We start from the raw sequence: 21,978 nt of genomic DNA, 5'->3' as shown, positions 1-21,978 counted from the left end.
GCTACACCAAGCGCCGCCCCACTCAGTGGGGAGTTCACATATCCGTAACAGCACGTGGCGGGTCCGCAGCCTGTGTACGTAAAATTGCCCAAAAGTGGCGTCTGACTAAAGGAACATGAGGCTTCTATGCTGTATCACCTGCTTTACCCCCTCAGCGCGGATATATCGTTCTTTAACGTGTTCCGTTACATTACGTTTCGCTCTGTGTGGGCCTTGTTAACGGCACTCATTATTTCTATATTAGTGGGGCCGTATTTTATACAGATGTTGAAGCGCATCAAGTTTGGTCAATACATTCAGGATGATGTAAAGATTCACCTGGAAAAGGCAGGCACCCCCACCATGGGCGGCTTGCTTATTGCCTTTTCCCTTATGGTCAGCGTGTTGCTGTGGGCCGATCTGGCAAACCCGTATATATGGCTTACCATGATGGTGTTTGCCGGGTTTGCTGTGGTGGGTTTTTTGGACGATTTTACAAAAATTCGCCGTAAGAACAATAAAGGGCTTTCCGCACGATCCAAATTTTTGGGGCAGGTGGTGGTGGCCAGTATAGCCATGGGCATTCTGTTTGCCATGCCCGTGTATTCCACAAAGCTGGTAGTACCGTTTTTCAAGAATTTTACCCCGGACCTTGGCTGGTTTTATATCCCCTTTGCCCTGTTTGTCATGATTGGTACTTCCAACGGTGTAAACCTTACCGATGGGTTGGATGGCCTAGCCATTGGCCCCATGATTGTGGCCGGGTTGTGTTTTGGTATTTTCGTTTATGTGGCTGGCAACGTGAACATGGCAGCCTACCTGCAAGTGGCCCATGTGCCAGGGGTGGGGGAAGTTACCGTATTTTGCGGGGCATTGGTGGGGGCAAGCCTTGGGTTTTTATGGTATAACGCTTACCCGGCCCAGCTGTTTATGGGCGATGTAGGGTCCTTGCCCCTTGGGGGCGTGCTGGGTTTTCTTTCAGTGCTGTGCAAGCAGGAGCTGATGTTGCTGGTGGTGGGCGGCCTGTTTGTGGTGGAAACTCTTTCCGTTGTGCTGCAAGTGGGTTACTTCAAATTTTCCGGTGGCAAGCGCATTTTTCGCATGGCACCGTTGCATCACCATTTTGAACTGCAAGGCACCCCGGAATCAAAAATTATTATCCGGTTCTGGATAATGTCTGCCCTGTTGGGGCTGGCAGCACTCTCCGTTTTGAAATTGCGTTAGCGCGGCAATAAGGGCAGGGCATAGTATGAGCCAGAAAACAACATTACAGGGGCGTTTCCCCGTGGGCAGCCTGGCGGTTGTGGTGGGGCTTGGGTCATCAGGCCGTGCGGCGGCGCGTCTGCTTGCTGCCATGGGGCTGCGGGTGCGGGTGATAGACCAGAAAGAAACCCCCTTGCCAGAAGACCTTCTCCCCTTGAAAGCTGCGGGGAAGCTGGAAGCGGTGTATGGCCCCCATAGTGCTGCCCAGTTTGCCGGGGCCTGCGTTGCGGTGGTCAGCCCTGGGGTGCGCCTTGCCGATGTTGCCCCCCATGCCGCGCAGGCGGGGGTGCCATGCGAGGGAGAACTGGCCCTGGCTTTGCCCTTTGTGGATGCTCCCATTCTTGCCATAACGGGCACCAGCGGGAAAACAACCACTGCCAGCCTTGCCGCTGCCATGCTTGAAAGCGCAGGAAAAAAAGTATTTTTGGGGGGCAACATTGGCACCCCGCTATCAGAATATGTGCTGGCCGGGGGCGGGGCAGACGTGCTTGTGCTGGAAGTGAGCAGCTTTCAGTTGCAAGGGGCCCCCAATTTTCACCCCCATGTGGCGGTACTGCTTAACCTTGCGCCAAACCACCTGGACTACCACGCCAGCATGGCAGAATATGAAGACGCCAAGTTTGGCATGTTCAGCCCGCAAACCGGGGCGGATTATGCTGTGCTGGACCCTGAACTGGAACCAGAATGGCGCAAGCGGGGCTACAAGGCGCAGGTTGCGCTGATTGATGCTGGGGAAGCGTTTGGGCATATGCAACTTTTGGGGGAACATAACCGCAAAAATGCTGCTGCCGCTTCCTTGGCGTGCAGGCCTTTTGGGGTTACGCAGGCCCAGGCCGTGGCAGCAGCAAGTGCTTTTGCCCCACTGGAACACCGCCTGGAAATTGTGTGTGAACAGGGCGGCGTGCTGTATGTGAACGACTCCAAAAGCACTACTGTAGACGCTTTGCGCGTTGCGTTGCAAAGTGTGGAGCGGCCCATAATTTTGCTTGCCGGGGGCAAGTTCAAGGGGGGCGACCTTGCCAGCCTGCGCCCCTTGCTGCAACAGCGGGTGAAGCATGTGTGCCTGTATGGCGGCTGCCGAGAAGCCTTTGAACAGGCTTTTACCGGTGCCGCGCCAGTTTCCTGGCAGGAAACCATGGCCGAAGCCATGGCAACAGCGCGTGGCCTTGCCGTGCAAGGTGACGTTGTGCTGCTTTCCCCGGCAACGGCAAGTTACGATCAATATGTGCACTACATGGCACGGGGTGCGGCATTCCGTAGCCTTGCCAGGGGGGAATAATGGCTGAATCACCTACAGGAAACCAGCGCCTTGGGCAGCCAGACTGGTGGCTGCTTGCCATTACGCTTTTACTTGTGGCCACCGGGCTACTCATGGTGTTTTCCGCAAGTGGTATTGTGGCAGATAGAAGCCAGGCAGACGCCTATTATTATTTCAAGCGGCAGGTGCTGTTTGCCTGTGTGGGGGGCATTGCCCTTGCGGTGGTGTTGTACACCCCGCGGGCCGTTATTTATAAAATGTTGTACCCGGCCCTGATTATTGTATTTTGCCTGCTTATTATTACCATTTCGCCCCTGGGCATTTCTGTGAACGGTGCAAAGCGCTGGTTGGGGGTAGGGGCTTTTCGCTTGCAGGCCATGGAATTTGCTAAAATTTCCCTGGTGTTATACTTGGCCTATTTTATGGGCACCAAGCAGGAAGTGGTTAAAACCTTTGACAAAGGCGTTATTCCCCCTTTCCTCATGACTGCCATGATGTGCTTTTTACTGCTGTTACAGCCTGACTTTGGCGGCGCTGTTATTCTTTCCCTGCTGCTTTTTTTCATGTGCCTTGTGGGGGGCACCCGTCTTATCTACCTGTTTATTTCTGCGCTGCTTGCAGGTGGTGCCGGGTATTTGCTCATTACCAAGGCTGCTTACCGTTCACGGCGGTTGCTGGCTTTTCGTGACCCCTTTGCCGTGGCCGATGACGCAGGCTACCAGTTGGTGCAAGGGCTGTATGCCCTTGGCTCTGGCGGCATAAGTGGTGTGGGCCTCGGGGCCAGCAAGCAAAAGCTGTTTTACCTGCCGGAAGCCCACACAGACTTTATTGTGGCGGTACTTGGGGAAGAGACCGGATTTATAGGCCTTTCCCTGCTGTTTGCGGGTATTTTGTTTTTCTTCTGGCGCGGCTTGCTTATTGCCATTCGCCAGGAACGACTGCAAGACAGGTTTACTGCATTTGGCATTTTGCTTGTGGTGGCCCTTTCCATGTTGCTGAATTTTGCCGTGGTTATGAGCTGGGCCCCGCCAAAGGGTGTTCCCATGCCTTTTTTAAGCTATGGCGGCAGTAGTCTGCTCACTTCCATGATTTGCGTTGGCCTGCTGTTGAATCTTTCCCGCACAGGTAAGGCCTGATTATGTTGCGCGTTGTTCTGGCCACTGGCGGCACCGGGGGGCACATCTTTCCAGCCCTGGCCGTGGCGGAAGCGTTGCGGGCCAGCCATCCGGATGTCCGGGTGGTACTGCTTGGCGGGCTGTATGGCCCGGAAAAAGAACTGGCAGCCAAGGCTGGGCTTGAATTTGTAGGTCTGCCTGTGCGCGGGGTTATTGGCCGTGGCTTGCGCGGCGTGGGGGCAGGGTTTGCCATGGTGCGCGGGCTGGCCAAGGCCATGGGCTTTTTGCGCCGCTTTCAGCCCACATGTGTGTTGGGTTTTGGTGGCTACGCCGCCTTTGCCGGGGTACTGGGGGCTGTGCTTTTGGGCGTGCCTGCGGCCATTCATGAACAAAATGCCTTGCCGGGAAAAAGCAACCGTGTGTTGGGGCGGCTGGTGCGCCGTATTTACCTTTCTCTGCCTGTGGCAGAGGGCTTTTCCCCTGAAAAAACAAGGCTTGTGGGCAACCCGGTGCGCCTTGCCATTCGGCAGGGCATTGCTGCCCAAACCTATGCCAGGGCGGAAGCTGCTCCGCAAGGTGATGCGGTTGTCCAGGAAGATGCCAACCCCAGGCGGCACCTGCTTGTTATGGGGGGCAGCCAGGGGGCCAAAGCTATTAATGATGCTGTTATTGCCTTATTGCCCCAGTTGGTTCAGTTTGGCGTGCACCTGTGGCACCAAACCGGGCCGGTAGATGTGGCCCGTGTACGGGCGGCTTATGCCATGGCCGGAGTAATCAATGCGCGGGTGGATGCCTTTGTGGACAACATGGCCGAAGCATATGCCTGGGCCAGCCTTGCTTTTTGCCGGGCGGGGGGGTCTTCCCTGGCCGAGCTCACAGCCGCTGGCGTGCCTGCCATTCTTGTGCCGTTTCCTTTTGCCACGCATAACCACCAGTGGTTTAATGCCAAAGCGTTGGTAGACGCAGGTGGCGCGGTGTTATTAGAACAAAACCGCATAACAGCCGGGCCGGATGGCAACGCCCTGGTGCTTGCCGCCATAACTGAAATTTTGAATGCCCCAGGCGTGTGTACGCGCATGGCGAATGCAAGCCGTGCAGCTGCAAAACCAGAAGCTGCAGAAACACTTGCGGAGGCTATTGCAAACCAATTTGCCTAGAGAGAGGCTCTGTACTCTGTGGGGCAAGGGGGGGCAGCGTTTGGCGGCAAAATATATTTTTTGCCTCCTGCTGCGAATGGGCTACAAAATTGATGCAGGCATGCCCCTTTTATGTTAGGCTGTTTTCATCAACGCACGGTGCTATTATTTACGCATATTGTGTTTTCCCCCGCACGAATGTTCTGGCGTGCCATGGCAAGTGGCACGCAGTGAGAATGACAGTAATAAACGTGTTGCACCGCAGTGTTTTTCTAAATATGCATGCAATGCTGCACGGCAAGAAGCCGGTGAGCATTGAGACGACTTTACGAGTAAAATTGCGCGCATTGCGTGTTGTTTGCCTTTACAATCACCTCTTTTTGTCTTTTTTGGGGGCAATCCTGCCAAAGAACAAAAAGGTAACCGGAAAGAATTGATATGCATGCACAGTAAAATACAAACAATTCACATGGTAGGCATTGGCGGCTCAGGCATGAGCGGCATTGCGGAAGTGCTTTTGAACCTTGGGTACAAGGTGCAGGGTTCAGACCTGCAGGAAGGCCCGGTGGTGGCACGGCTGCGTGAATTGGGTGCCAATATTTGCATCGGACACAACCGGGAAAACCTGGGAACCCCCCATGTGCTTGTGAAATCCACTGCTGTGGGCAATGAAAACCCGGAAGTGGCGGCAGCCCGTGAACTGGGTATTCCCGTTATTCCCCGTGCGGAAATGCTGGCAGAACTTATGCGCCTGCGCACGGGGCTTGCTATTGCCGGCACTCATGGTAAAACAACCACCACGTCCCTTACGGCTTCAATTTTTCATGCCGCCGGGCTGGACCCCACGGTTATTATCGGGGGGCGGCTCAATGCCTATGGCGCTAATGCGCACCTTGGCAGCGGCGAGTTTTTGGTAGCAGAAGCCGACGAATCAGACGGGTCTTTTTTGTGTTTGCGCTCTATCATGAACGTAGTCACCAACATAGACCTGGACCACGTAGACCATTACGACACCCTTGCTGCCATTGATGAAGCCTTCGTGCGCTTTATGAACAGTGTGCCGTTTTACGGTATTAACGTGGTGTGCGGTGACGATGTGGGCGTGCGGCGCGTGCTGCCCCACATTAACCGCCCTGTGCTGACCTATGGATTTGGAACCCACAACGACCTTACCGCCGAAGTGCTGGAATGTTCTGACCACAGCCGCTTTGTGGTGCGCCTGAAAGGCTGCCGCCTGGGGGAAGTGCGCCTGGTACAGCCCGGCAGGCATAATATTTTGAACGCCCTGGGGGCCATTGGCCTTGCCCTGCATGCCGACGTGCCCATGGAAGCTTGCATCGCCGGGTTGGAATCGTTCACCGGGGTGGGCAGGCGCTTTGAACTGAAAGGAGAGCGCGGGGGCGTAACGGTAATTGATGACTATGGGCACCACCCCACGGAAATTAAGGCAACCCTTGCCACTGCCCGGCAGTGTTTTCCTGGCAGGCGGCTTGTGGTGGCCTTTCAGCCCCATCGTTTTTCCCGTACTCAGGCTTTGTTTGGGGATTTTTGCACTTCGTTTGAAAATGCCGATAAATTGCTGGTAACCGATATTTACGCCGCTTCTGAAGCGCCGTTGCCCGGAGTGAGCGGTGAAAGTTTGGCCCAGGGCATACGGCAGGTAAGCAAAACAAAAGTGCACTATGTGGGTGACTTTGAGGGTCTTTTTGAAAGCCTTCAGGAAGAATTACGTCCAGGTGACGTGCTTGTTACCATGGGTGCTGGCCCCATTTACACTGTGGGCCAACGCTGGCTGGAGGCCTAGCCGTGCGCTTTGACGATGTGACCATTGTGGAGCGCCCACTACTTTCATGCTATACCAGCATGGGGGTTGGGGGCATGGCCCGTGCCCTGGTGGACGTGTATTCCCCCGAAGCATGCGCGGCACTGCCTGAAATTTTGTCCGGGCTGGAAGGCACTGTGGCTTTTTTGGGCGAAGGCACCAATATTATTGCAGCAGAATCTCTTCCTTCTCTTGTTGTAGTGCGCCAGCGCCCCATGGGCAAGCCGGAAGTGGTGGGGGAGGAGCAGGGCAAGGTGCTGGTGCAGTGCCATGCTTCCACCCGTTTGCCTGGGCTTTTGCGCTTTGCCTGTTCGCATGGGCTTACAGGCCTTGAGGGCATGTGTGGCATTCCTGGCAGTGTGGGTGGGGCCGTTGCCATGAACGCAGGCTCTTATGGAGTGAATGTGGCAGATATTGTCCACTCCATTCGTATTTTTTCTCCTTCCTTGGGGGTTGTTTCCCTGCCTGCAATGCGGTTTACTTTTGCCTACCGTTCCTGCACATTGCGCGATCATGACGGTTGGTTTATGGTGCTGGGGGCTGTGTTTGCGCTAGAGCGTGCAGCTAGGCAGCACATTTCCCACCGTATGCGCGACGTGGTTATTCTGAAAAAAACGTCCCAGCCAGTCACGGCAAAAAGTGCAGGCTGTGTGTTCAAAAACCCTGGCAACAACCGTTCTGCCGGGCAATTGCTGGACGCTGCCGGGTGCAAGGGCCTTAAGCGAGGGGGCATGGAATTTTCTCAAAAGCATGCCAACTTTCTGGTGAATAGCGGCGGGGGCACGTTTGCAGATGCCATGTGGCTTATGGATGAAGGCAAAGCACGTGTTTTCAAGCGGTTTGGTGTAATTCTGGAGCCGGAAGTGAAAATATGGCGATAAAACGCAGGCGAGCACCTGTGCGTCCTGAAAGGGGAGTTTCACTACTCCGCAAGGGCGCTGAAGGGGCAAAAGCACAAAAAAATACCCGGCGCGAAATAAAACCTGCAAGGAAAAAAAAGCGCTGGTTGCCAGGGGTTTCACGCTATTTCCCCGTTGCCGCAGTAACTATTTTTTCCATTTCTTGTGTAGTTGCATTAAGCCTTGGCCTGCTCTATGGCTACCGTTTTTTAACGACAAGTCCATATTTTACCTTGAAGTATGTGGAGATTCAGGGTAATTCCAGATTGAGTTCTAGAGAAATTCTAGATAATTCATCCTTAAGTGAAGGGGCCAACACATTGGCGCTTTCCATAGCGGATGTGGAGCAGCACCTTGCCCGCGACCCCTGGGTAAAAGAAGTATCGATTAAGCGTATTTTGCCAGACCGCCTGGTTATTGGCATTAGCGAACGCGAACCTGCTTTTCTTGTTCTGCTGCAAAACGGCATGTATTATGCTGATGAACAGGGAAGCATTATTGCCCCGGTTACTCCAAATCAGTTTACCCCTCTTCCTACGCTTGAGGTGGAAAAAGGAGCGGAAACTTCTACCGCTTATTTACCGGAACTTATTCGGCACATACGTGAAACGGGCTTGCCCCTTGGTGGAAAAAACATTACGTTTGTCCGCCTTTCCGCTTCACGGGGGGTAGAACTTTATATAGATGACAGCCGCCTGAAATTAAGTGTCGGGCTGGAAGAATGGTTGGACAACCTGAACAGGTTAAGCCTGACGTTGGAAGACCTGAACCGCCGCAAGGAAATTCAGGCAGTACGTGAAATTAAGGCCTACGGCAGCAATGTGTGGGTAGAAAAATCCAAACCTTCGGGTGTGTAGGCTTTCCGCAATGCGGTATAACTGGCTGGTTGGCTGGTTAAGGAGAAATATATGGCAAAGTCGGAACTGATTATTGGTCTGGACATTGGCACTACCAAAATTTGTGCCGTTGTTGGGGAAGCGACCGAAGACGGAGTGGACATTGTAGGCATTGGCAACAGCCCTTCCAATGGGCTGCGTAAAGGCGTGGTGGTGAACATTGAAGAAACCGTCAAGTCTATGCAGCGGGCATTGGAAGAAGCTGAGCTTATGGCCGGGTGTGAAATCCGTTCCGTGTATGCAGGCATTGCTGGCAGCCACATTAAGGGCTTTAACAGCGACGGGGTTATTGCCATCAAGGGTGGGGAAGTTACCCAGAAAGATGTGGAACGCGCACTGGAAGCGGCAAGCGCCGTTGCCATTCCCCTTGACCGTGAAGTCATTCACACCATACCGCAAGAATATATTGTGGATGACCAGCGCGGTATTGTGCACCCCTATGGAATGGCCGGTGTACGCCTGGAAGTGAAAGTGCATATTGTTACCGGGGCTGTTTCCAGCGCCCAGAACATTGTGCGCTCATGCCACAAAAGTGGCCTTGATGTGGCAGACATTGTGCTGGAAGCGCTTGCTTCTGCCAAGGCCGTGCTCACAGAAGAAGAGCGTGAACTGGGTGTTGCCATTGTTGACCTTGGCGGCGGTACCACCGACATTGCTATTTTTTCCAACGACTCCATTCGTCACACCGGGGTGCTCGCCCTTGGTGGGCAAAACCTGACCAACGACATTGCCTTTGGCTTACGCACCCCCATGGCCTCTGCTGAGCGCATTAAGGTTAAATACGGCTGCGCCATGATGGACCTTGTGCAGAATGATGAAATTTTTGAAGTTCCCAGTGTAGGCGACAGGCCCCCGCGCCGCCTTTCCCGCCAGTTGCTGGCTGAAATTTGCCAGCCGCGCATGGAAGAAATTCTTGCCCTGGTGGACCAGGAACTGGTGCGTTCTGGCTGCAAGAACCAGATTGGAGCAGGGGTAGTGTTAACTGGGGGGACATCCCTCATTGATGGCTGCCAGGAACTTGGGGAGCAAATTTTTAACTTGCCTACCCGCATTGGCTACCCCCGTAACGTGGGTGGCCTGCGCGACGTGGTGAATAGCCCTAAATATGCCACCGCTGTGGGGCTTTTGTGTTACGGCGCAGAAAAAGAAGGGCGTGACCGCAAGTTCCGTATTCGGGATACAAATATGTTTGACCGTGTTCTTTCAAGTATGAAGAAGTGGTTTGCAGACATAGCCTAGAGCAGGTCTTAACTAAAAGAAATTGCTCCAGTTAAAAAACTGCGATATTAAGAAAAATTGCCATTGGCAATAGCGCGCAAGTAAGGTACAGTACCACAGTGGTAACGACAAGGAGAGAGGCACCATGTCTTTGGAATATTTTGAGTTCAACCAAGAAATTAACGCTAAGATTAAAGTGGTGGGTGTTGGTGGCGGCGGTGGCAACGCTGTAGACAACATGATAACCGCTGGTCTTAAAGGCGTCACGTTTATTTCTGCCAACACAGACGTGCAGGCGCTTGGCCGTTCCCAAGCTGAATATAAAATTCAGATGGGCGCAAAGCTTACCAAAGGGCTTGGTGCTGGTGCCAACCCACGCATGGGCTGTGAAGCGGCCCATGAAAGCATTGAGCAAATTCGCAGTTCCCTTGGGGAGGCGGATATGGTGTTTGTTACCGCAGGCATGGGCGGCGGCACAGGCACAGGGGCAGCCCCGGTAATTGCTCAAATTGCTAAAGAAATGGGTGCATTAACTGTTGGCGTTGTGACCAAGCCATTCTTTTTTGAAGGCAAAAAACGCCTGGAAGCAGCCGAAGCTGGCATTAACGAATTTCGCCAGCATGTAGACAGCCTCATTACCATTCCCAATGACCGCCTACTGCAACTGGCCCCCAAAAAAGCCACTTTCATTGAAATGCTGAAGAAAGCCGATGAAGTGCTTTATTACGCCGTGAAAGGTATTTCCGACCTGATCATGATTCCTGGCCTGATTAACCTGGACTTTGCAGACGTGCGCGCTGTTATGAGCGAATCTGGCCTGGCCATGATGGGGACCGGTATTGCTTCTGGCGAATCCCGCGCCCGCGAAGCCGCCATGAAGGCCATTACCAGCCCACTGCTGGAAGGTGTTTCCATTGACGGTGCCCGCCACGTATTGATGAACGTAACTTGTGGACCGGATTTGACCATTGATGAAGTAAGTGAAGCCGCCAGCATTGTGCAGGAAGCTGCTCACGATGACGTGCATGTGTTCTTCGGTACTGTTACTGACGAAAGCGCTGGCGATGAAATGCGCATTACTGTTGTGGCTACGGGCATTGAAAGTAATTTTGTTACTGCCACGGAAGGGAGTAAAGCCGCAAGTGTTGCCCCGCTGCGCAAGCCAGGGGCTGCCCCGGCTCCTGCCGCTGCTACAGTGAGCTCTTTGGGGGGGCTTGAAAAAGCCACTGCCCCGCAAGCACCCCTTGGTGCACCCATTGGGGGGAATCTTAACGTGCCTGCGTACATTCGTAAAAATAGCTCACAAGCGCCTGCCCCTGTGCGCGGCTCCAGTTATGCTCCGGGTGAAGATGATTTTGTCTTTGGTGAAGACGACTTCGAAACACCTTCATTCATTCGTAAGCAAGCCAATTAGGTATTGTTTTTTTCGTGAAGGCGTGCCACTGCATGCTTTCAAAAAAACCGGCTGGTTGCCTCACCAGTCGGTTTTTTTTGTGTTTACTGTAATAGGCCACCGTGTGGCCCGGAGTTGGGCAAAGCCGTCATTCAAGTCTATTCTCAGGTCTTCCACATCTTCAAGGCTAATGTGCAGGCGCAGCAAAGCCCGCCGGGTGACCATTTTATCGCCGTTCGGTACGTGGAGCAATCAAAGGGTGTGATGAGGCTTTCAAAAAAAGAGAAGGAGAAGGCAGGGCGCAGCAGAGCAATGGCACAGGGTAGACGAATGGAAGAAGAGGCGACTGAAGGTGGTCGCTGAATAGAGGCAGGGAAACTGTGTAAACTCGCGTTGCTCACCGTGATGCGGCGAGTTCATGTGGCGCGTGTTGCAGGAGGCACCTACCGACTGTTTGCCTTATTATTGGTGCTGGAATCGATTAGCTGGAAGTCGTGGTAACATTGCAACAGGCGTAGGAAGAGAACTTGTTCTTCCGGGCTGAATTCACGCATGGCTTGAGCAAGCTGTTCAGACTGGCGGGAATCGTAATCAATATGGGCCTGGTACACGGCTCTGCCTTTGTCTGTAATCCGATAAATGCTTTTGCGGGCATCAGTGGCGGAACGACTTTTAACAATCAGTTCTTTAGTTTCCAGGGCGCTGACAATTTGTGAGATGTAGCTTTTTGTTTTGTAGAGAAGGGAAGCAGTGTCTTTCAGCGTAATGGTATTGTCCCGCACAATATGAGAAAGAACGTGCAATTCACTTTCGTAATATCGTTCTTCTGTGTTGTATTGGCGTTTGCTCAGGTTGTAAAGCCACTGGTAGTTAGTAATTTTTTCTATGGTATAAATAATATCTAGGGTGGTTTTTTGCATGCCTATTCCTTTTACTCAGTAACGAAAACAGATACTTTGGTCATTTTAGTCTCATTTGCATAGAGCATACCACTAAACTTGGCAATTCCCAATGGTTTTCAGTCTTTACCTTTTTGTGCAGTGCTTTTATTTATAGTGATTGGAATTATTTTAGCCTGCAACAGAAACGGAAAAGGCTGGGAAGCATTGCACATTATTGCTTACTGGGTGCTTACAATCCAGAAGTAAATAACGCACAATGGCTCGGGAGTAGAGTAATGAATGTATATATTCGGAGTTGGTATAAGGGAAGAAGTTGCGGGCTGTGGGGGATGCTCTTTGGAAAACTACACTGTACGCCTGAAACGCAACGCCTGGAAATAATTATGTTGTATGCTTGCTCTTGTCGGATTGTTTTGAATGAATGTGTTTGTGAATTGTTTTCATAGGTATATTAAATACATAGTGTATGTTTACAAAATATTTATTGTCTTTTCCTATGAAAAGTTACTTGAGGGCTTGACTTTTTGTATATTTTTTCACAAAGTGGAGTTGTGCATGGTGCACTCTGCGTGAACAGCGCAATTAATATTTGTTGTTTTATTGCACACTTAGTCACTCAAAAAATCTTGAGGAGTCGTTATGTCCAAACTTGTTCCCCCGCATGGTGGCAAAGGTCTGGTTTGCAGTCTGCTTGAAGGTTCGGCTCGCGCTGACGAATTGAAGAAAGCCGCAGGCCTGCCTAAAGTGGAAATTAGCGCCCGTGTAAAGGGTGACCTCATCATGATGGGTATCGGTGGTTTTTCTCCGCTGAACGGGTTCATGACCAAGGCTGACTGGAAGAGCGTATGCGACAAATTTACCCTTGCAGACGGCACCTTCTGGCCTGTGCCTGTTGTGCTTGATGCGAGCAAGGCAGAAACCGACGCAGTAAAAGTGGGCGATGAAGTTGCTTTGATGCGCAAAGGCGAAGTATATGCCACCATGAAGGTGACAGAAAAATTTTCGCTGACAGCTGCTGAAAAGAAGTGGGAATGCGAAAAGATTTATAAGGGCGCCGGGGAAGATTCTGGCGACGCCAAGTTCTGGACCATTGCAGAAGCCGACCACCCAGGCGTGAAAATGGTTATGGAACAAAAAGAAGTGTGCCTTGCCGGCCCTGTAAAGGTCCTTTCTGAAGGCGATTACCCCCAAAAATATAAGGATGTGTACAAGCGTCCTGCTGAGCTGCGTGCCGAGCTGGATAAGCGCGGCTGGGCCACTGTTGCTGCACTGCAACTGCGTAACCCCATGCACCGCTCCCATGAATATTTGGCAAAAATTGCCGTTGAAGTATGCGATGGCGTTGTTATCCACTCCCTTATCGGCAACCTGAAGCCGGGTGACATTCCTGCAGAAGTGCGCGTAAAGGCTATTGACACCCTGGTGGAAAAATACTTTGTTAAGCAAAACGTAATTCAGGCAGGCTACCCGCTTGATATGCGCTATGCTGGCCCACGTGAAGCCTTGCTGCACGCCTTGTTCCGCCAAAACTACGGCATGAACCGCCTTATTGTTGGTCGTGACCACGCAGGCGTTGGCGACTTCTATGGTATGTTTGAAGCACAGGATATTTTTGACCGCATCCCTGTAACAGGCGATAAGGCAAAAGACCTGCTGTGCCAGCCTTTGAAGATTGACTGGACATTCTACTGCAAAAAGTGTGACGGCATGGCTTCTCTTCGTACCTGCCCGCACGAAAAAGAAGACCGCGTCATTCTTTCCGGCACCAAGCTGCGCAAAATGCTTTCTGATGGCAGCGAAATTCCGGACCACTTTGGCCGCGAGGAAGTTCTCGTGATTCTGCGTGCTTACTATGCCAGCCTGACTGAAAAGGTTGAAGTGAAAATGCAGGGTGCCGCTTCCGGCGCTAAAATGTAATTCGTTTAAAATAGTATGATTGAAAGGGGTGCCCAGTGGGTACCCCTTTTTCATGCCCCTGCTGGGGGTGGCTGAACGGCTGGCCATGTGTAAGTCATGTAGGGTGTGTCAATGTGAAGTTGAGAGGGTATCATTATATAAGAGCCAAAAAATAGTGAGGGGGAGCTGGCACGGCCTTTACGCCATGTTGCGCAGTCTATGTGAGCGAGTGGGGCAGCCCCAATGGCAATGTTTTGGAAAATTAGTAAAAGATTACTTAAAAATCGAAAAAAGCCTTGACGACCCTATGCGATGGGTGTATCTATTCGTTTCCCAAGAGGTTTGCGCCTTTCGGGGTGTTTTTCAAAGGCGGGTTGAGCCCGCTTTCTTGCGCCTAGTTGTACACAAGCCAATTAGGTTTGACATTTGCAGGTAGTAGATACCCAATCAATGTCTCACACAGTACACAGCCTATGCTCCAGGGCTGTGTCAGATCAATGGCAAGAAATTCTTGCTTTACCTGCAAAGTTATCCATTCCGCAAGGAAGTGGTCTTGGCCGGTAAGCAGGCGACATCAATCTGGTCGCAAGGAGCCGGCCTTTTTTTATTATTCTTACGGAGTACTGAGCGATGACGACAGTCGGTAGTGATCGTATAAGAATCAAACTCAAAGCCTACGATTACCGTATTCTGGATAAAGCCGTTTCGGAAATCGTTGATACGGCTCGTAACACAGGTGCAGGCGTGGCTGGTCCCATTCCGCTGCCAACCAATGTACACAAGTACACTGTGCAGCGCAGCGTGCACGTGGACAAAAAATCTCGCGAACAGTTCGAGGTGCGTGTGCACAAGCGGCTCATGGACATTCTTGAGCCAACGCAGCAAACCGTAGATGCCCTTGGCAAGCTTTCCCTGCCTGCCGGCGTTGACGTAGAAATCAAGCTGTAGAGAGGAAGTCATGGCTGAACAAATGGGAATTTTGGGTCGCAAAGTCGGCATGACTCGCATTTTTGGCAGCGACGGTTCCGCAATAGCCGTAACCGTTATCAAAGCTGGTCCGTGCCCTGTTATTCAAATTAAAACAGAAGAAACGGACGGCTACAACGCAGTACAAATTGCGTTGGATGAAGCCAAAGAAAAGCACATTACCAAGCCGCTAGTTGGGCATTTTGCCAAAGCAGGCAAGGGACTTTACCGCAACCTCCAGGAAGTGCGCCTTGAAGGGCCAGCTTCCTGCAATGTGGGTGATGAGCTGAACGCCACTCTTTTCGCTGCTGGCGACCACGTGCGTATTACCGGACAAAGCATCGGTAAGGGTACTGCGGGCGTTATGAAGCGTTGGAATTTCAGCGGAGCTTGTTCCTCCCACGGGGCTGAAAAAGTGCACCGTAGTGGTGGTTCTATCGGTAACAACACCGAACCTGGCAAAGTCTGGAAGAACAAGAAAATGGCAGGTCACATGGGGGCTCGTCAGGTTACTGTTCTGAACCTTGAAGTCGTCGCCATTCGTCCGGAAGATAACGTGATCTTGGTCAAAGGTGCCGTTCCTGGCCCTAAGAATGGCCTTGTCATGGTGCGTAAGCAGTAGCGAGGTGAGAAGCTCATGGCTGAGGTAACAATTTTCGATCAGAATAAAACGGCGGCGGGAACTCTTTCCCTTGATCCGGAAGTATTTGAAGTTCCGGTACGCCCTGAAATCCTTCACTTTGTGGTACGTGCCCAACGCGCTTCCTGGCGCAGTGGTACACACGCTACCCTTACCCGTACCCTTATGAAAGGGGGCGGTGCAAAGCCCTGGAGACAAAAAGGCACTGGTCGCGCTCGCGCTGGTTCCAATAATTCTCCTTTGTGGCGTGGTGGTGCCGTTATATTTGGCCCCCAACCCCGTACATATGATTTCAAGGTTAACAAAAAGGTTTGGCGCTTGGCCCTTAAAATGGCCCTTTCCGCCCGCCTGGCTGGCGAGCAGCTGATTGTGGTGAACACCATTACGCTGCCCGAAGCAAAAACCAAGCATTTTGTGAAGGTTAAGGAAGCCCTTGGCCTGAAGAAAGCCCTGGTGGTTGCCCCTGAAGAGATGATCGAGGTGATGCTCGCCGCACGTAACGTCCCCGGCGTGACTATAATCACCCCTGAGCAGCTCAATGTGTACGACATTCTGAACCACAACCACCTGGTTCTGGTGGAAAGCGTAGTCGAGCAAGTAACAGCTCGGCTTACGGCATAAGAGGTCTTGTCATGGACTACACACAAATATTGATCAAGCCCCTTATCACCGAAAAGGGCTCCTTCCTTAAAGAAGGACAAAATCAGGTGGCGTTCTATGTCCATAAGGATGCCAACAAGGTACAGATTAAATCCGCCGTGGAAGAAGCATTCGGAGTGCAGGTTCGCGCTGTGAACGTAGTGGTTAAAAAGCCGCTGAAGAAAATCTTCAGCCGTGGACGCAAGCGCCTTTTTGGCTCTGTTTCCGGCTACAAAAAAGCCTACGTCACGCTGGCCCCCGGCAGCAAGCTCGACTTTATCGAGGGAGTGTAAGCAATGAGCATTCGTAAGCTGAACCCCACCTCCTCCGGTACCCGCTTCCAGTCGGTATCGTCCTTCGAGGAAATTACTGCGAATAAGCCCGAGCGCTCCCTTACTGAAGCGCTGCACAAAACGGGTGGCCGCAATAACAACGGGCGTATTACCAGCCGTCGTCGTGGCGGTGGTTGCAAACGCTTGTATCGTATTATCGACTTCAAGCGTGATAAAATGAACATGGCTGCCACAGTAGCCACCATTGAATACGACCCTAACCGTACTTCCCGCATTGCTCTTCTGCGTTATGCAGATGGCGAAAAGCGCTACATCATTGCTCCTGTGGGCATTAATGTGGGCGACGTGCTGCTGAGTGGCGAAGGTGCCGACATTAAACCCGGCAACTCGCTGCCCCTTAGCCGCATTCCTGTGGGTACACTGGTGCATAACATTGAACTGTACCCCGGTCGCGGTGGCCAGTTCTGCCGCTCTGCTGGTACTTACGCCCAGGTAGCTGCAAAAGAAGGCAAATACGTTCTTCTTCGTCTGCCTTCTGGCGAAGTGCGTAAAGTGCTTGCTGCGGGCATGGCCTCTGTTGGCCAGGTTGGTAACGTGCAGCATGAAAATATTTCCCTGGGTAAAGCAGGGCGTAACCGTTGGCTTGGCCGTCGTCCGAAAGTTCGTGGTGTTGCCATGAACCCGGTCGACCACCCACTTGGTGGTGGTGAAGGTCGTAGTTCCGGTGGTCGCCACCCTGTTACACCTTGGGGTGTGCCCACTAAGGGGTATAAGACTCGTGACCGGAAAAAAGCTTCTTCCAAGCTTATTGTGAACCGGCGGAAGTAGGTAGGAGTTGACCAATGCCAAGATCGCTGAAAAAAGGTCCTTTTGTAGATGACCACTTGATGAAGAAAGTGGGAACCGCCGTTGAAAGCAACGACCGCCGTGTAATCAAAACATGGTCTCGTCGGTCCACTATCGTGCCGGAAATGGTCGGTCTTACTTTCGCAGTGCACAACGGGAAAAAATTCATCCCTGTGTTTGTTACCGAAAATATGGTAGGACACAAGCTTGGTGAATTTTCCTTTACCCGCGTCTTTTTCGGCCATGCTGGCGATAAAAAGACGAAAGCCAAGAAGTAAAGGGTAACGTTATGGGTAAAAATGCCAGAAAACGTGAAGAGCAAAGCCAGGCTAAAGCAGCCCAGGCTGCGCTGATGCCAAGAGCTAGCCTGAAAGCAGTTCGTGTTTCCCCCCGTAAAGCCTCTTTGGTGGCTCGTAACGTGGTGGGCAAGCGAGTGGGTGACGCTCTTAATATTTTGCAGTTTACTCCGCAGAAAGCTGCTGGTCTCATCCGTCAAGTGATGTATTCCGCACTTTCCAATGCGAGCAATAACGACCCCCACCAAAAGGCGGGTATTGATGTGGACGGGCTTGTTGTAAAACAAGTCATTGTTTCTGAAGGTCCGAGCTGGAAGCGGTTTATGCCTCGTGCCCAAGGCCGCGCAACGCAGATTATCAAGCGCACCAGCCATATAACCGTTATCCTCGCTGAGGGGTAGGAAAACTCATGGGTCAGAAAGTTCATCCCTACGGCTTCAGGCTCGGGTACAATAAAAACTGGCAGTCCCGTTGGTTTAGTAAAAAAGAATACCCGGCCTTTGTGTTTGAAGACCACAACATCCGTAAATATGTAAAAAAGCTGCTGTTTGCATCTGGCCTTGCCCGCATCGAAATTGAACGGGCTGGCGGTAAAGTGCGGCTTATCCTTTCCACTGCTCGCCCCGGTATTGTTATTGGGCGCAAAGGTGTGGAAATTGAAAAACTTCGCGGCGATCTGCGCAAGAAGTATGGTCGTGAATTTGCCATTGAAGTAAACGAAATCCGTCGCCCGGAAACGGAATCTCAGCTTGTGGCAGAAAACATTGCCCAGCAGCTTGAACGGCGCGTGGCTTTCCGCCGCGCAATGAAGCGTACCGTTTCCATGGCCCGCAAGTTCGGTGCTGAAGGTATTAAAATTACCTGTTCTGGTCGCCTTGCTGGTGCTGAAATTGCCCGTACCGAATGGTACCGCGACGGTCGAGTGCCCCTGCAAACCTTGCGTGCCGACATTGACTACGGCTATGCAGAGGCAAAGACCACCTATGGCATTATCGGTGTCAAGGTGTGGATTTTCAAGGGTGAAATCCTTGACAATGAGGTGAATCAGTAATGCTTTCTCCTAAAAAAATAAAATTCCGCAAATGGCAGAAGGGTCGCCTTAAAGGCCCCGCCCTGCGCGGTGCACAAATTGCTTTCGGCGATATCGGTTTGAAAGCAATGGAACATGGCAAACTTACTAACCAGCAAATTGAAGCTGCGCGTATCGCTATGATGCGCCACATCAAGCGCGGTGGGAAAGTGTGGATTCGGATATTCCCCGACCATCCATTCACCTCAAAGCCCCTTGAAGTGCGGATGGGTTCCGGTAAAGGTTCCCCTGCTGGCTGGTACGCTCCTGTAAAGCCTGGTCGCATTCTTTATGAAGTAAAAGGGGTTTCCCTGGAACTGGCTAAAGAAGCACTGGTACGAGCTTCCCATAAACTCCCCATTAAGACGCATATCGTGGTTCGGGAGGGTCTCTAACATGAAAAAGTGTGCCTCTCGCCGCCTGGAGCGTTTTCGCTCTTCAAAGAACGTGCTGAAAGTGACTGAAAAGCAGGGCTGCGGAAAAAAACTTGCCCGCGAAGCAAAAGCTCTTAATATTAAGGCTGAACTGCAAAAGCAAAAAGTATCCGGCAAAGCCGTTACGGAACTGGCTGGTCTTGATGTAGCAGCACTGAAAGGGAAACTTGCCGAAATGCGCAAGGAACTTTTCGACCTGCGCTTCAAGCATGCCACAGGGCAACTGCAAAATGTTGCGGCTATTCCCGCCACCAAGCGCCAGATTGCCCGCATTCTCACCCTGATTGGGCAGAAAGACCTGGGAGCCTAGACATGACTGCAGATGCTACCAAAAGAGCTGGCCGTACCCTTACTGGCACGGTTGTAAGCAATAAAACAGATAAGACAATTGTGGTGCGTGTTGAAACACTTGTGCAACACCCCCTTTTGAAAAAGTTCATTCGTCGCCATAAAAAGTTTATGGCCCACGACCCTGCAAACGAGTGCAATATTGGCGATAAGGTGAAAATCATCGAATCGCGCCCACTCAGCCGCCACAAGCGCTGGCACCTCGTTTCCATTGTGGAAAAAGCCGTCTAAGGAGCAGCCATGATACAGGTAGAATCACATTTGGAAGTGGCTGATAACTCTGGGGCCAAAACTGTTGCCTGCATCAAGGTGCTTGGCGGCTCCAAGCGTCGTTATGCCTCTGTTGGCGATGTCATAATCGTTTCCGTGAAAGACGCCATGCCCCACAGCAAAGTGAAAAAGGGCGACGTTATGAGCGCAGTCATCGTACGTACGGTGAAAGAACTGCGCCGCCCCGACGGTTCCTACATAAAGTTCGACACCAACGCCGCTGTGCTTTTGAGCAAGCAAGGCGAACCGGTGGGCACACGTATTTTCGGGCCTGTGGCCCGTGAACTGCGCGCCAAGAACTTTATGAAAATCGTCTCCCTTGCCCCTGAGGTATTGTAGGAGCCCCGATATGAAACAATTCCGTATCCATACAAATGATTTGGTTGAGGTGCTTGCCGGCAAAGATAAAGGCAAGAAAGGCACCGTTAAAAAAATTCTGCGCAAAAACGACCGAGTGCTGGTGGAAGGTGTCAATATGGTTATTCGCCATACTAAGCCGAACCCCCACCTGCAGCAACCCGGCGGCAGAATTGAAAAAGAAATGCCTCTTGACATTTCCAACGTAGGCCTGTGTTGCCCCCACTGCCTGAAAACAGTGCGTGTGGGTTACCGCTATGTTGAAGAAAAAGGCAAAGACGGCAACACGAAAGTGGTTAAGGCACGTTTTTGCAAAAAGTGCAATGAAATCATCGGGCAGGGTGGTAAGAAGAAATGACACGCCTTGAAAAGCACTATCGCGAAAAAGTAGCATCTGCATTGCAGGCGGAGTTTGGTTACAAATCCTCCATGCAAATACCGGGGCTAGAAAAAATTTCGCTGAATATTGGTCTTGGCCAGGCAGCCCAGAACAACAAGCTGATGGAAGAAGCAGTGGCGGAATTAACCGCCATTGCAGGCCAGAAAGCTGTTGTCACTCGCGCGAAGAAGTCCATTGCTGCCTTCAAATTGCGTGAAGGTATGCCCATTGGTTGCCGCGTTACACTACGTGGCGTAAGAATGTGGGACTTCCTGGACAAGCTGGTGAACTTTGCCCTGCCTCGAGTGCGCGACTTCCGCGGTATTTCTGACCGTGGGTTTGATGGTCGTGGTAACTTTACGCTTGGCATTAAAGAACACACCATTTTCCCGGACGTGGAAGCTGACAGAATGGACAACCCCAAAGGGCTGAACATTACTATTGTTACCACTGCGGCCACCGACAAAGAAGGCAAATTGCTCCTGGAACACCTGGGCATGCCTTTTAGAAAGTAAGGAGAAACCGCCTTGGCACGCACATCACTTAAAGTTAAAGCTCAGCGTAAGCCGAAGTTTAGCACCCAGGGCTACAACCGTTGCCCCATTTGCGGTCGGCCCCGCGCTTTTCTGCGTAAATTTGGACTTTGCCGTATTTGCTTCCGGAATATGAGCCTGCGCGGTGAACTTCCGGGCGTACGCAAATCTAGCTGGTAATCATTTCGAAGGAGAAACCGTATGGTAACCGATCCCATTGCAGATATGCTCACGCGTATCCGCAACGCACACATGGCCCTGCACAAGGAAGTAAGTGTGCCGCGCTCCAAAATGAAAGAGGCAATCGCCAGCATTTTGAAGCAGGAAGGCTATATTGATGATGTCCGCGTTGACGAGCGGGCCATCACCCTGGCACTGAAATACTTCAAAGGGACACCCGCAATTGCGGGCCTCAAGAAGGTAAGCAAGCCCGGAAGACGTGTATACGTTGGGTCTGCTCATATTCCTAAAGTGCAGAACGGCCTCGGCATTTGCATCCTCTCCACCTCCAGCGGCCTGCTCGACGGGAATTCCGCAGCAGAGCGCAAGGTGGGCGGCGAACTTCTTTGCACGATCTGGTAGGGTGGTACTATGTCCCGTATTGGCAAAAAACCGATCTCTGTACCGAAAGGTGTAGAAGTTAACGTTGTTGATGGCATGATCAATGTCAAAGGCCCCAAGGGAAGCATCGGCACACCCGCAGCTTCATGCCTTGAGTACGCTTTTGAAACAGCAGAAATAACCATTACCCGCAAGAATGACGAGCAGGAAACACGCGCACAGCACGGCTTGCGCCGCACCCTGCTTGCCAACTGCGTGCTTGGCGTAACGGAAGGGTTCAAAAAAACCCTGGATGTTATCGGTGTGGGTTACAAAGTGGCTGTGAAAGGGAACACCCTTGAAATGGCCCTGGGTTTTTCCCACCCAGTATTGATGGAGCTGCCCCAAGGCATCGAAGCCAAGGCAGAAGGCACAAAGTTGACCCTGAGCGGTGTTGATAAAGAACTGGTCGGCGAAATCGCTGCCCGGATCCGTCGCTTGCGGAAGCCCGAGCCCTACAAAGGCAAGGGTATTCGTTATGAAAACGAGCAGGTTCGCCGCAAGGTCGGCAAATCTGGCGGTAAGAAGTAG

28 protein-coding genes and 1 pseudogene are annotated in these 21,978 nt (G+C 52.0%); 27 read left to right on the top strand and 2 right to left on the bottom strand.

What is annotated here, in order from left to right; translation table 11 throughout:
- Nucleotides 1–126: 126 nt before the first annotated feature.
- The 9 genes and pseudogenes from mraY (at nt 127) to ftsZ (ending at nt 11,000) form a co-directional block, all read left to right on the top strand.
- Nucleotides 127–1,203, top strand: coding sequence for a phospho-N-acetylmuramoyl-pentapeptide-transferase (gene mraY / locus G497_RS0105005; RefSeq protein ID WP_027187337.1), 1,077 nt, complete (start codon nt 127–129; stop codon nt 1,201–1,203).
- 35 nt (nt 1,204–1,238) lie between these two features.
- Nucleotides 1,239–2,521 (top strand): annotated as a pseudogene (gene murD / locus G497_RS0105000) (UDP-N-acetylmuramoyl-L-alanine--D-glutamate ligase); the annotation flags it as partial.
- Entirely contained in the window at nt 2,521–3,636 is a 1,116-nt protein-coding gene (gene ftsW / locus G497_RS0104995; RefSeq protein WP_027187335.1) for a putative lipid II flippase FtsW, read from the top strand. The pseudogene murD and the gene ftsW, both read left to right, overlap by 1 nt.
- A gap of 2 nt (nt 3,637–3,638) precedes the next feature.
- Nucleotides 3,639–4,772: an undecaprenyldiphospho-muramoylpentapeptide beta-N-acetylglucosaminyltransferase gene (murG, locus tag G497_RS0104990; protein WP_027187334.1), complete on the top strand. Its 1,134-nt coding sequence runs from the start codon at nt 3,639–3,641 to the stop codon at nt 4,770–4,772.
- Between the two features lie 421 nt (nt 4,773–5,193).
- Nucleotides 5,194–6,555 (top strand): UDP-N-acetylmuramate--L-alanine ligase, encoded by a 1,362-nt coding sequence (murC, locus tag G497_RS0104985; RefSeq protein WP_027187333.1) that lies wholly within the window; start codon nt 5,194–5,196, stop codon nt 6,553–6,555.
- A gap of 2 nt (nt 6,556–6,557) precedes the next feature.
- Nucleotides 6,558–7,454: a UDP-N-acetylmuramate dehydrogenase gene (murB, locus tag G497_RS0104980; RefSeq protein ID WP_027187332.1), complete on the top strand. Its 897-nt coding sequence runs from the start codon at nt 6,558–6,560 to the stop codon at nt 7,452–7,454.
- A complete protein-coding gene (locus G497_RS19775; protein ID WP_084515994.1) occupies nt 7,445–8,329 on the top strand; it encodes a cell division protein FtsQ/DivIB in 885 nt (294 codons plus the stop codon). Before murB ends, G497_RS19775 begins: the two co-directional genes overlap by 10 nt.
- 51 nt (nt 8,330–8,380) lie before the next feature.
- Nucleotides 8,381–9,607, top strand: coding sequence for a cell division protein FtsA (ftsA, locus tag G497_RS0104970; protein WP_027187331.1), 1,227 nt, complete (start codon nt 8,381–8,383; stop codon nt 9,605–9,607).
- A gap of 124 nt (nt 9,608–9,731) precedes the next feature.
- Nucleotides 9,732–11,000 carry a cell division protein FtsZ gene (ftsZ, locus tag G497_RS0104965; RefSeq protein WP_439328857.1) on the top strand — a complete coding sequence of 423 codons (1,269 nt, stop codon included), beginning with the start codon at nt 9,732–9,734 and terminating at the stop codon, nt 10,998–11,000.
- Nucleotides 11,001–11,060: 60 nt separating this feature from the next.
- Here ftsZ and G497_RS20075 read toward each other — a convergent pair whose 3' ends face one another.
- Nucleotides 11,061–11,204: a hypothetical protein gene (locus G497_RS20075; RefSeq protein ID WP_156907939.1), complete on the bottom strand. Its 144-nt coding sequence runs from the start codon at nt 11,202–11,204 to the stop codon at nt 11,061–11,063.
- Nucleotides 11,205–11,422: 218 nt separating this feature from the next.
- On the bottom strand, nt 11,423–11,899 hold the full coding sequence (locus G497_RS0104955; RefSeq protein ID WP_027187329.1) for a MarR family winged helix-turn-helix transcriptional regulator: 477 nt from the start codon (nt 11,897–11,899) through the stop codon (nt 11,423–11,425).
- A 621-nt stretch (nt 11,900–12,520) separates the two neighbouring features.
- Between G497_RS0104955 and sat the strand changes: the two genes are divergently transcribed.
- The 18 genes from sat (at nt 12,521) to rplF (ending at nt 21,978) form a co-directional block, all read left to right on the top strand.
- The gene (sat, locus tag G497_RS0104950) at nt 12,521–13,798 is read left to right on the top strand and encodes a sulfate adenylyltransferase (RefSeq protein ID WP_027187328.1); all 1,278 of its coding nucleotides are present in this window, start codon (nt 12,521–12,523) and stop codon (nt 13,796–13,798) included.
- A 609-nt stretch (nt 13,799–14,407) separates the two neighbouring features.
- A complete protein-coding gene (rpsJ, locus tag G497_RS0104945) occupies nt 14,408–14,725 on the top strand; it encodes a 30S ribosomal protein S10 (RefSeq protein ID WP_027187327.1) in 318 nt (105 codons plus the stop codon).
- Nucleotides 14,726–14,735: 10 nt separating this feature from the next.
- Entirely contained in the window at nt 14,736–15,365 is a 630-nt protein-coding gene (rplC, locus tag G497_RS0104940; protein WP_027187326.1) for a 50S ribosomal protein L3, read from the top strand.
- Nucleotides 15,366–15,380: 15 nt separating this feature from the next.
- A complete protein-coding gene (gene rplD / locus G497_RS0104935; protein WP_027187325.1) occupies nt 15,381–16,004 on the top strand; it encodes a 50S ribosomal protein L4 in 624 nt (207 codons plus the stop codon).
- An 11-nt stretch (nt 16,005–16,015) separates the two neighbouring features.
- A complete protein-coding gene (gene rplW, locus G497_RS0104930) occupies nt 16,016–16,315 on the top strand; it encodes a 50S ribosomal protein L23 (RefSeq protein ID WP_027187324.1) in 300 nt (99 codons plus the stop codon).
- Nucleotides 16,316–16,318: 3 nt separating this feature from the next.
- Entirely contained in the window at nt 16,319–17,143 is an 825-nt protein-coding gene (gene rplB / locus G497_RS0104925) for a 50S ribosomal protein L2 (protein WP_027187323.1), read from the top strand.
- A 14-nt stretch (nt 17,144–17,157) separates the two neighbouring features.
- Complete coding sequence (gene rpsS, locus G497_RS0104920) at nt 17,158–17,439, top strand: 30S ribosomal protein S19 (RefSeq protein ID WP_027187322.1); 282 nt, start codon at nt 17,158–17,160, stop codon at nt 17,437–17,439.
- 71 nt (nt 17,440–17,510) lie between these two features.
- A complete protein-coding gene (gene rplV / locus G497_RS0104915; protein WP_156907945.1) occupies nt 17,511–17,858 on the top strand; it encodes a 50S ribosomal protein L22 in 348 nt (115 codons plus the stop codon).
- An 8-nt stretch (nt 17,859–17,866) separates the two neighbouring features.
- Nucleotides 17,867–18,508, top strand: coding sequence for a 30S ribosomal protein S3 (gene rpsC / locus G497_RS0104910; RefSeq protein WP_027187320.1), 642 nt, complete (start codon nt 17,867–17,869; stop codon nt 18,506–18,508).
- Entirely contained in the window at nt 18,508–18,921 is a 414-nt protein-coding gene (gene rplP, locus G497_RS0104905; RefSeq protein WP_027187319.1) for a 50S ribosomal protein L16, read from the top strand. The genes rpsC and rplP overlap by 1 nt, the downstream gene beginning before the upstream one ends.
- A 130-nt stretch (nt 18,922–19,051) precedes the next feature.
- Entirely contained in the window at nt 19,052–19,270 is a 219-nt protein-coding gene (rpmC, locus tag G497_RS20550; RefSeq protein ID WP_439328859.1) for a 50S ribosomal protein L29, read from the top strand.
- Nucleotides 19,271–19,272: 2 nt separating this feature from the next.
- Nucleotides 19,273–19,539, top strand: coding sequence for a 30S ribosomal protein S17 (gene rpsQ / locus G497_RS0104895; protein WP_027187317.1), 267 nt, complete (start codon nt 19,273–19,275; stop codon nt 19,537–19,539).
- 9 nt (nt 19,540–19,548) lie between these two features.
- Complete coding sequence (rplN, locus tag G497_RS0104890; protein ID WP_027187316.1) at nt 19,549–19,917, top strand: 50S ribosomal protein L14; 369 nt, start codon at nt 19,549–19,551, stop codon at nt 19,915–19,917.
- Nucleotides 19,918–19,927: 10 nt separating this feature from the next.
- Nucleotides 19,928–20,293 carry a 50S ribosomal protein L24 gene (rplX, locus tag G497_RS0104885; RefSeq protein WP_027187315.1) on the top strand — a complete coding sequence of 122 codons (366 nt, stop codon included), beginning with the start codon at nt 19,928–19,930 and terminating at the stop codon, nt 20,291–20,293.
- Nucleotides 20,290–20,829, top strand: a complete 540-nt coding sequence (gene rplE / locus G497_RS0104880) for a 50S ribosomal protein L5 (protein WP_027187314.1) — start codon at nt 20,290–20,292, stop codon at nt 20,827–20,829. Before rplX ends, rplE begins: the two co-directional genes overlap by 4 nt.
- Nucleotides 20,830–20,841: 12 nt before the next feature.
- Nucleotides 20,842–21,027, top strand: coding sequence for a type Z 30S ribosomal protein S14 (locus G497_RS19770; RefSeq protein ID WP_084515992.1), 186 nt, complete (start codon nt 20,842–20,844; stop codon nt 21,025–21,027).
- 21 nt (nt 21,028–21,048) lie between these two features.
- The gene (rpsH, locus tag G497_RS0104875; protein ID WP_027187313.1) at nt 21,049–21,429 is read left to right on the top strand and encodes a 30S ribosomal protein S8; all 381 of its coding nucleotides are present in this window, start codon (nt 21,049–21,051) and stop codon (nt 21,427–21,429) included.
- A 9-nt stretch (nt 21,430–21,438) separates the two neighbouring features.
- Entirely contained in the window at nt 21,439–21,978 is a 540-nt protein-coding gene (gene rplF / locus G497_RS0104870) for a 50S ribosomal protein L6 (RefSeq protein ID WP_027187312.1), read from the top strand.

Origin of the sequence: Desulfovibrio cuneatus DSM 11391, from assembly GCF_000430005.1 — a bacterium.
Taxonomy (GTDB): domain Bacteria; phylum Desulfobacterota; class Desulfovibrionia; order Desulfovibrionales; family Desulfovibrionaceae; genus Frigididesulfovibrio; species Frigididesulfovibrio cuneatus.
Note: the sequence above shows the minus strand (reverse complement) of the source record. Positions and strands in the feature narration are given on the sequence as shown.

What these genes read in the sequence shown, in the direction of transcription:
- sat (WP_027187328.1), top strand. Translation starts at nt 12,521, where the DNA reads ATGTCCAAACTTGTTCCCCCGCATGGTGGCAAAGGTCTGGTTTGCAGT.
- G497_RS19775 (WP_084515994.1), top strand. Translation starts at nt 7,445, where the DNA reads ATGGCGATAAAACGCAGGCGAGCACCTGTGCGTCCTGAAAGGGGAGTT.
- rplF (WP_027187312.1), top strand. Translation starts at nt 21,439, where the DNA reads ATGTCCCGTATTGGCAAAAAACCGATCTCTGTACCGAAAGGTGTAGAA.
- rplP (WP_027187319.1), top strand. Translation starts at nt 18,508, where the DNA reads ATGCTTTCTCCTAAAAAAATAAAATTCCGCAAATGGCAGAAGGGTCGC.
- rpsC (WP_027187320.1), top strand. Translation starts at nt 17,867, where the DNA reads ATGGGTCAGAAAGTTCATCCCTACGGCTTCAGGCTCGGGTACAATAAA.
- G497_RS0104955 (WP_027187329.1), bottom strand. Translation starts at nt 11,899, where the DNA reads ATGCAAAAAACCACCCTAGATATTATTTATACCATAGAAAAAATTACT.
- ftsA (WP_027187331.1), top strand. Translation starts at nt 8,381, where the DNA reads ATGGCAAAGTCGGAACTGATTATTGGTCTGGACATTGGCACTACCAAA.
- rplD (WP_027187325.1), top strand. Translation starts at nt 15,381, where the DNA reads ATGGCTGAGGTAACAATTTTCGATCAGAATAAAACGGCGGCGGGAACT.
- rpsQ (WP_027187317.1), top strand. Translation starts at nt 19,273, where the DNA reads ATGACTGCAGATGCTACCAAAAGAGCTGGCCGTACCCTTACTGGCACG.
- rplW (WP_027187324.1), top strand. Translation starts at nt 16,016, where the DNA reads ATGGACTACACACAAATATTGATCAAGCCCCTTATCACCGAAAAGGGC.
- ftsW (WP_027187335.1), top strand. Translation starts at nt 2,521, where the DNA reads ATGGCTGAATCACCTACAGGAAACCAGCGCCTTGGGCAGCCAGACTGG.
- rpsS (WP_027187322.1), top strand. Translation starts at nt 17,158, where the DNA reads ATGCCAAGATCGCTGAAAAAAGGTCCTTTTGTAGATGACCACTTGATG.
- rplX (WP_027187315.1), top strand. Translation starts at nt 19,928, where the DNA reads ATGAAACAATTCCGTATCCATACAAATGATTTGGTTGAGGTGCTTGCC.
- G497_RS20075 (WP_156907939.1), bottom strand. Translation starts at nt 11,204, where the DNA reads ATGGTCACCCGGCGGGCTTTGCTGCGCCTGCACATTAGCCTTGAAGAT.
- rpsJ (WP_027187327.1), top strand. Translation starts at nt 14,408, where the DNA reads ATGACGACAGTCGGTAGTGATCGTATAAGAATCAAACTCAAAGCCTAC.
- rpsH (WP_027187313.1), top strand. Translation starts at nt 21,049, where the DNA reads ATGGTAACCGATCCCATTGCAGATATGCTCACGCGTATCCGCAACGCA.
- murC (WP_027187333.1), top strand. Translation starts at nt 5,194, where the DNA reads ATGCACAGTAAAATACAAACAATTCACATGGTAGGCATTGGCGGCTCA.
- murG (WP_027187334.1), top strand. Translation starts at nt 3,639, where the DNA reads ATGTTGCGCGTTGTTCTGGCCACTGGCGGCACCGGGGGGCACATCTTT.
- rplE (WP_027187314.1), top strand. Translation starts at nt 20,290, where the DNA reads ATGACACGCCTTGAAAAGCACTATCGCGAAAAAGTAGCATCTGCATTG.
- ftsZ (WP_439328857.1), top strand. Translation starts at nt 9,732, where the DNA reads ATGTCTTTGGAATATTTTGAGTTCAACCAAGAAATTAACGCTAAGATT.
- rplC (WP_027187326.1), top strand. Translation starts at nt 14,736, where the DNA reads ATGGCTGAACAAATGGGAATTTTGGGTCGCAAAGTCGGCATGACTCGC.
- rplB (WP_027187323.1), top strand. Translation starts at nt 16,319, where the DNA reads ATGAGCATTCGTAAGCTGAACCCCACCTCCTCCGGTACCCGCTTCCAG.
- rplN (WP_027187316.1), top strand. Translation starts at nt 19,549, where the DNA reads ATGATACAGGTAGAATCACATTTGGAAGTGGCTGATAACTCTGGGGCC.
- mraY (WP_027187337.1), top strand. Translation starts at nt 127, where the DNA reads ATGCTGTATCACCTGCTTTACCCCCTCAGCGCGGATATATCGTTCTTT.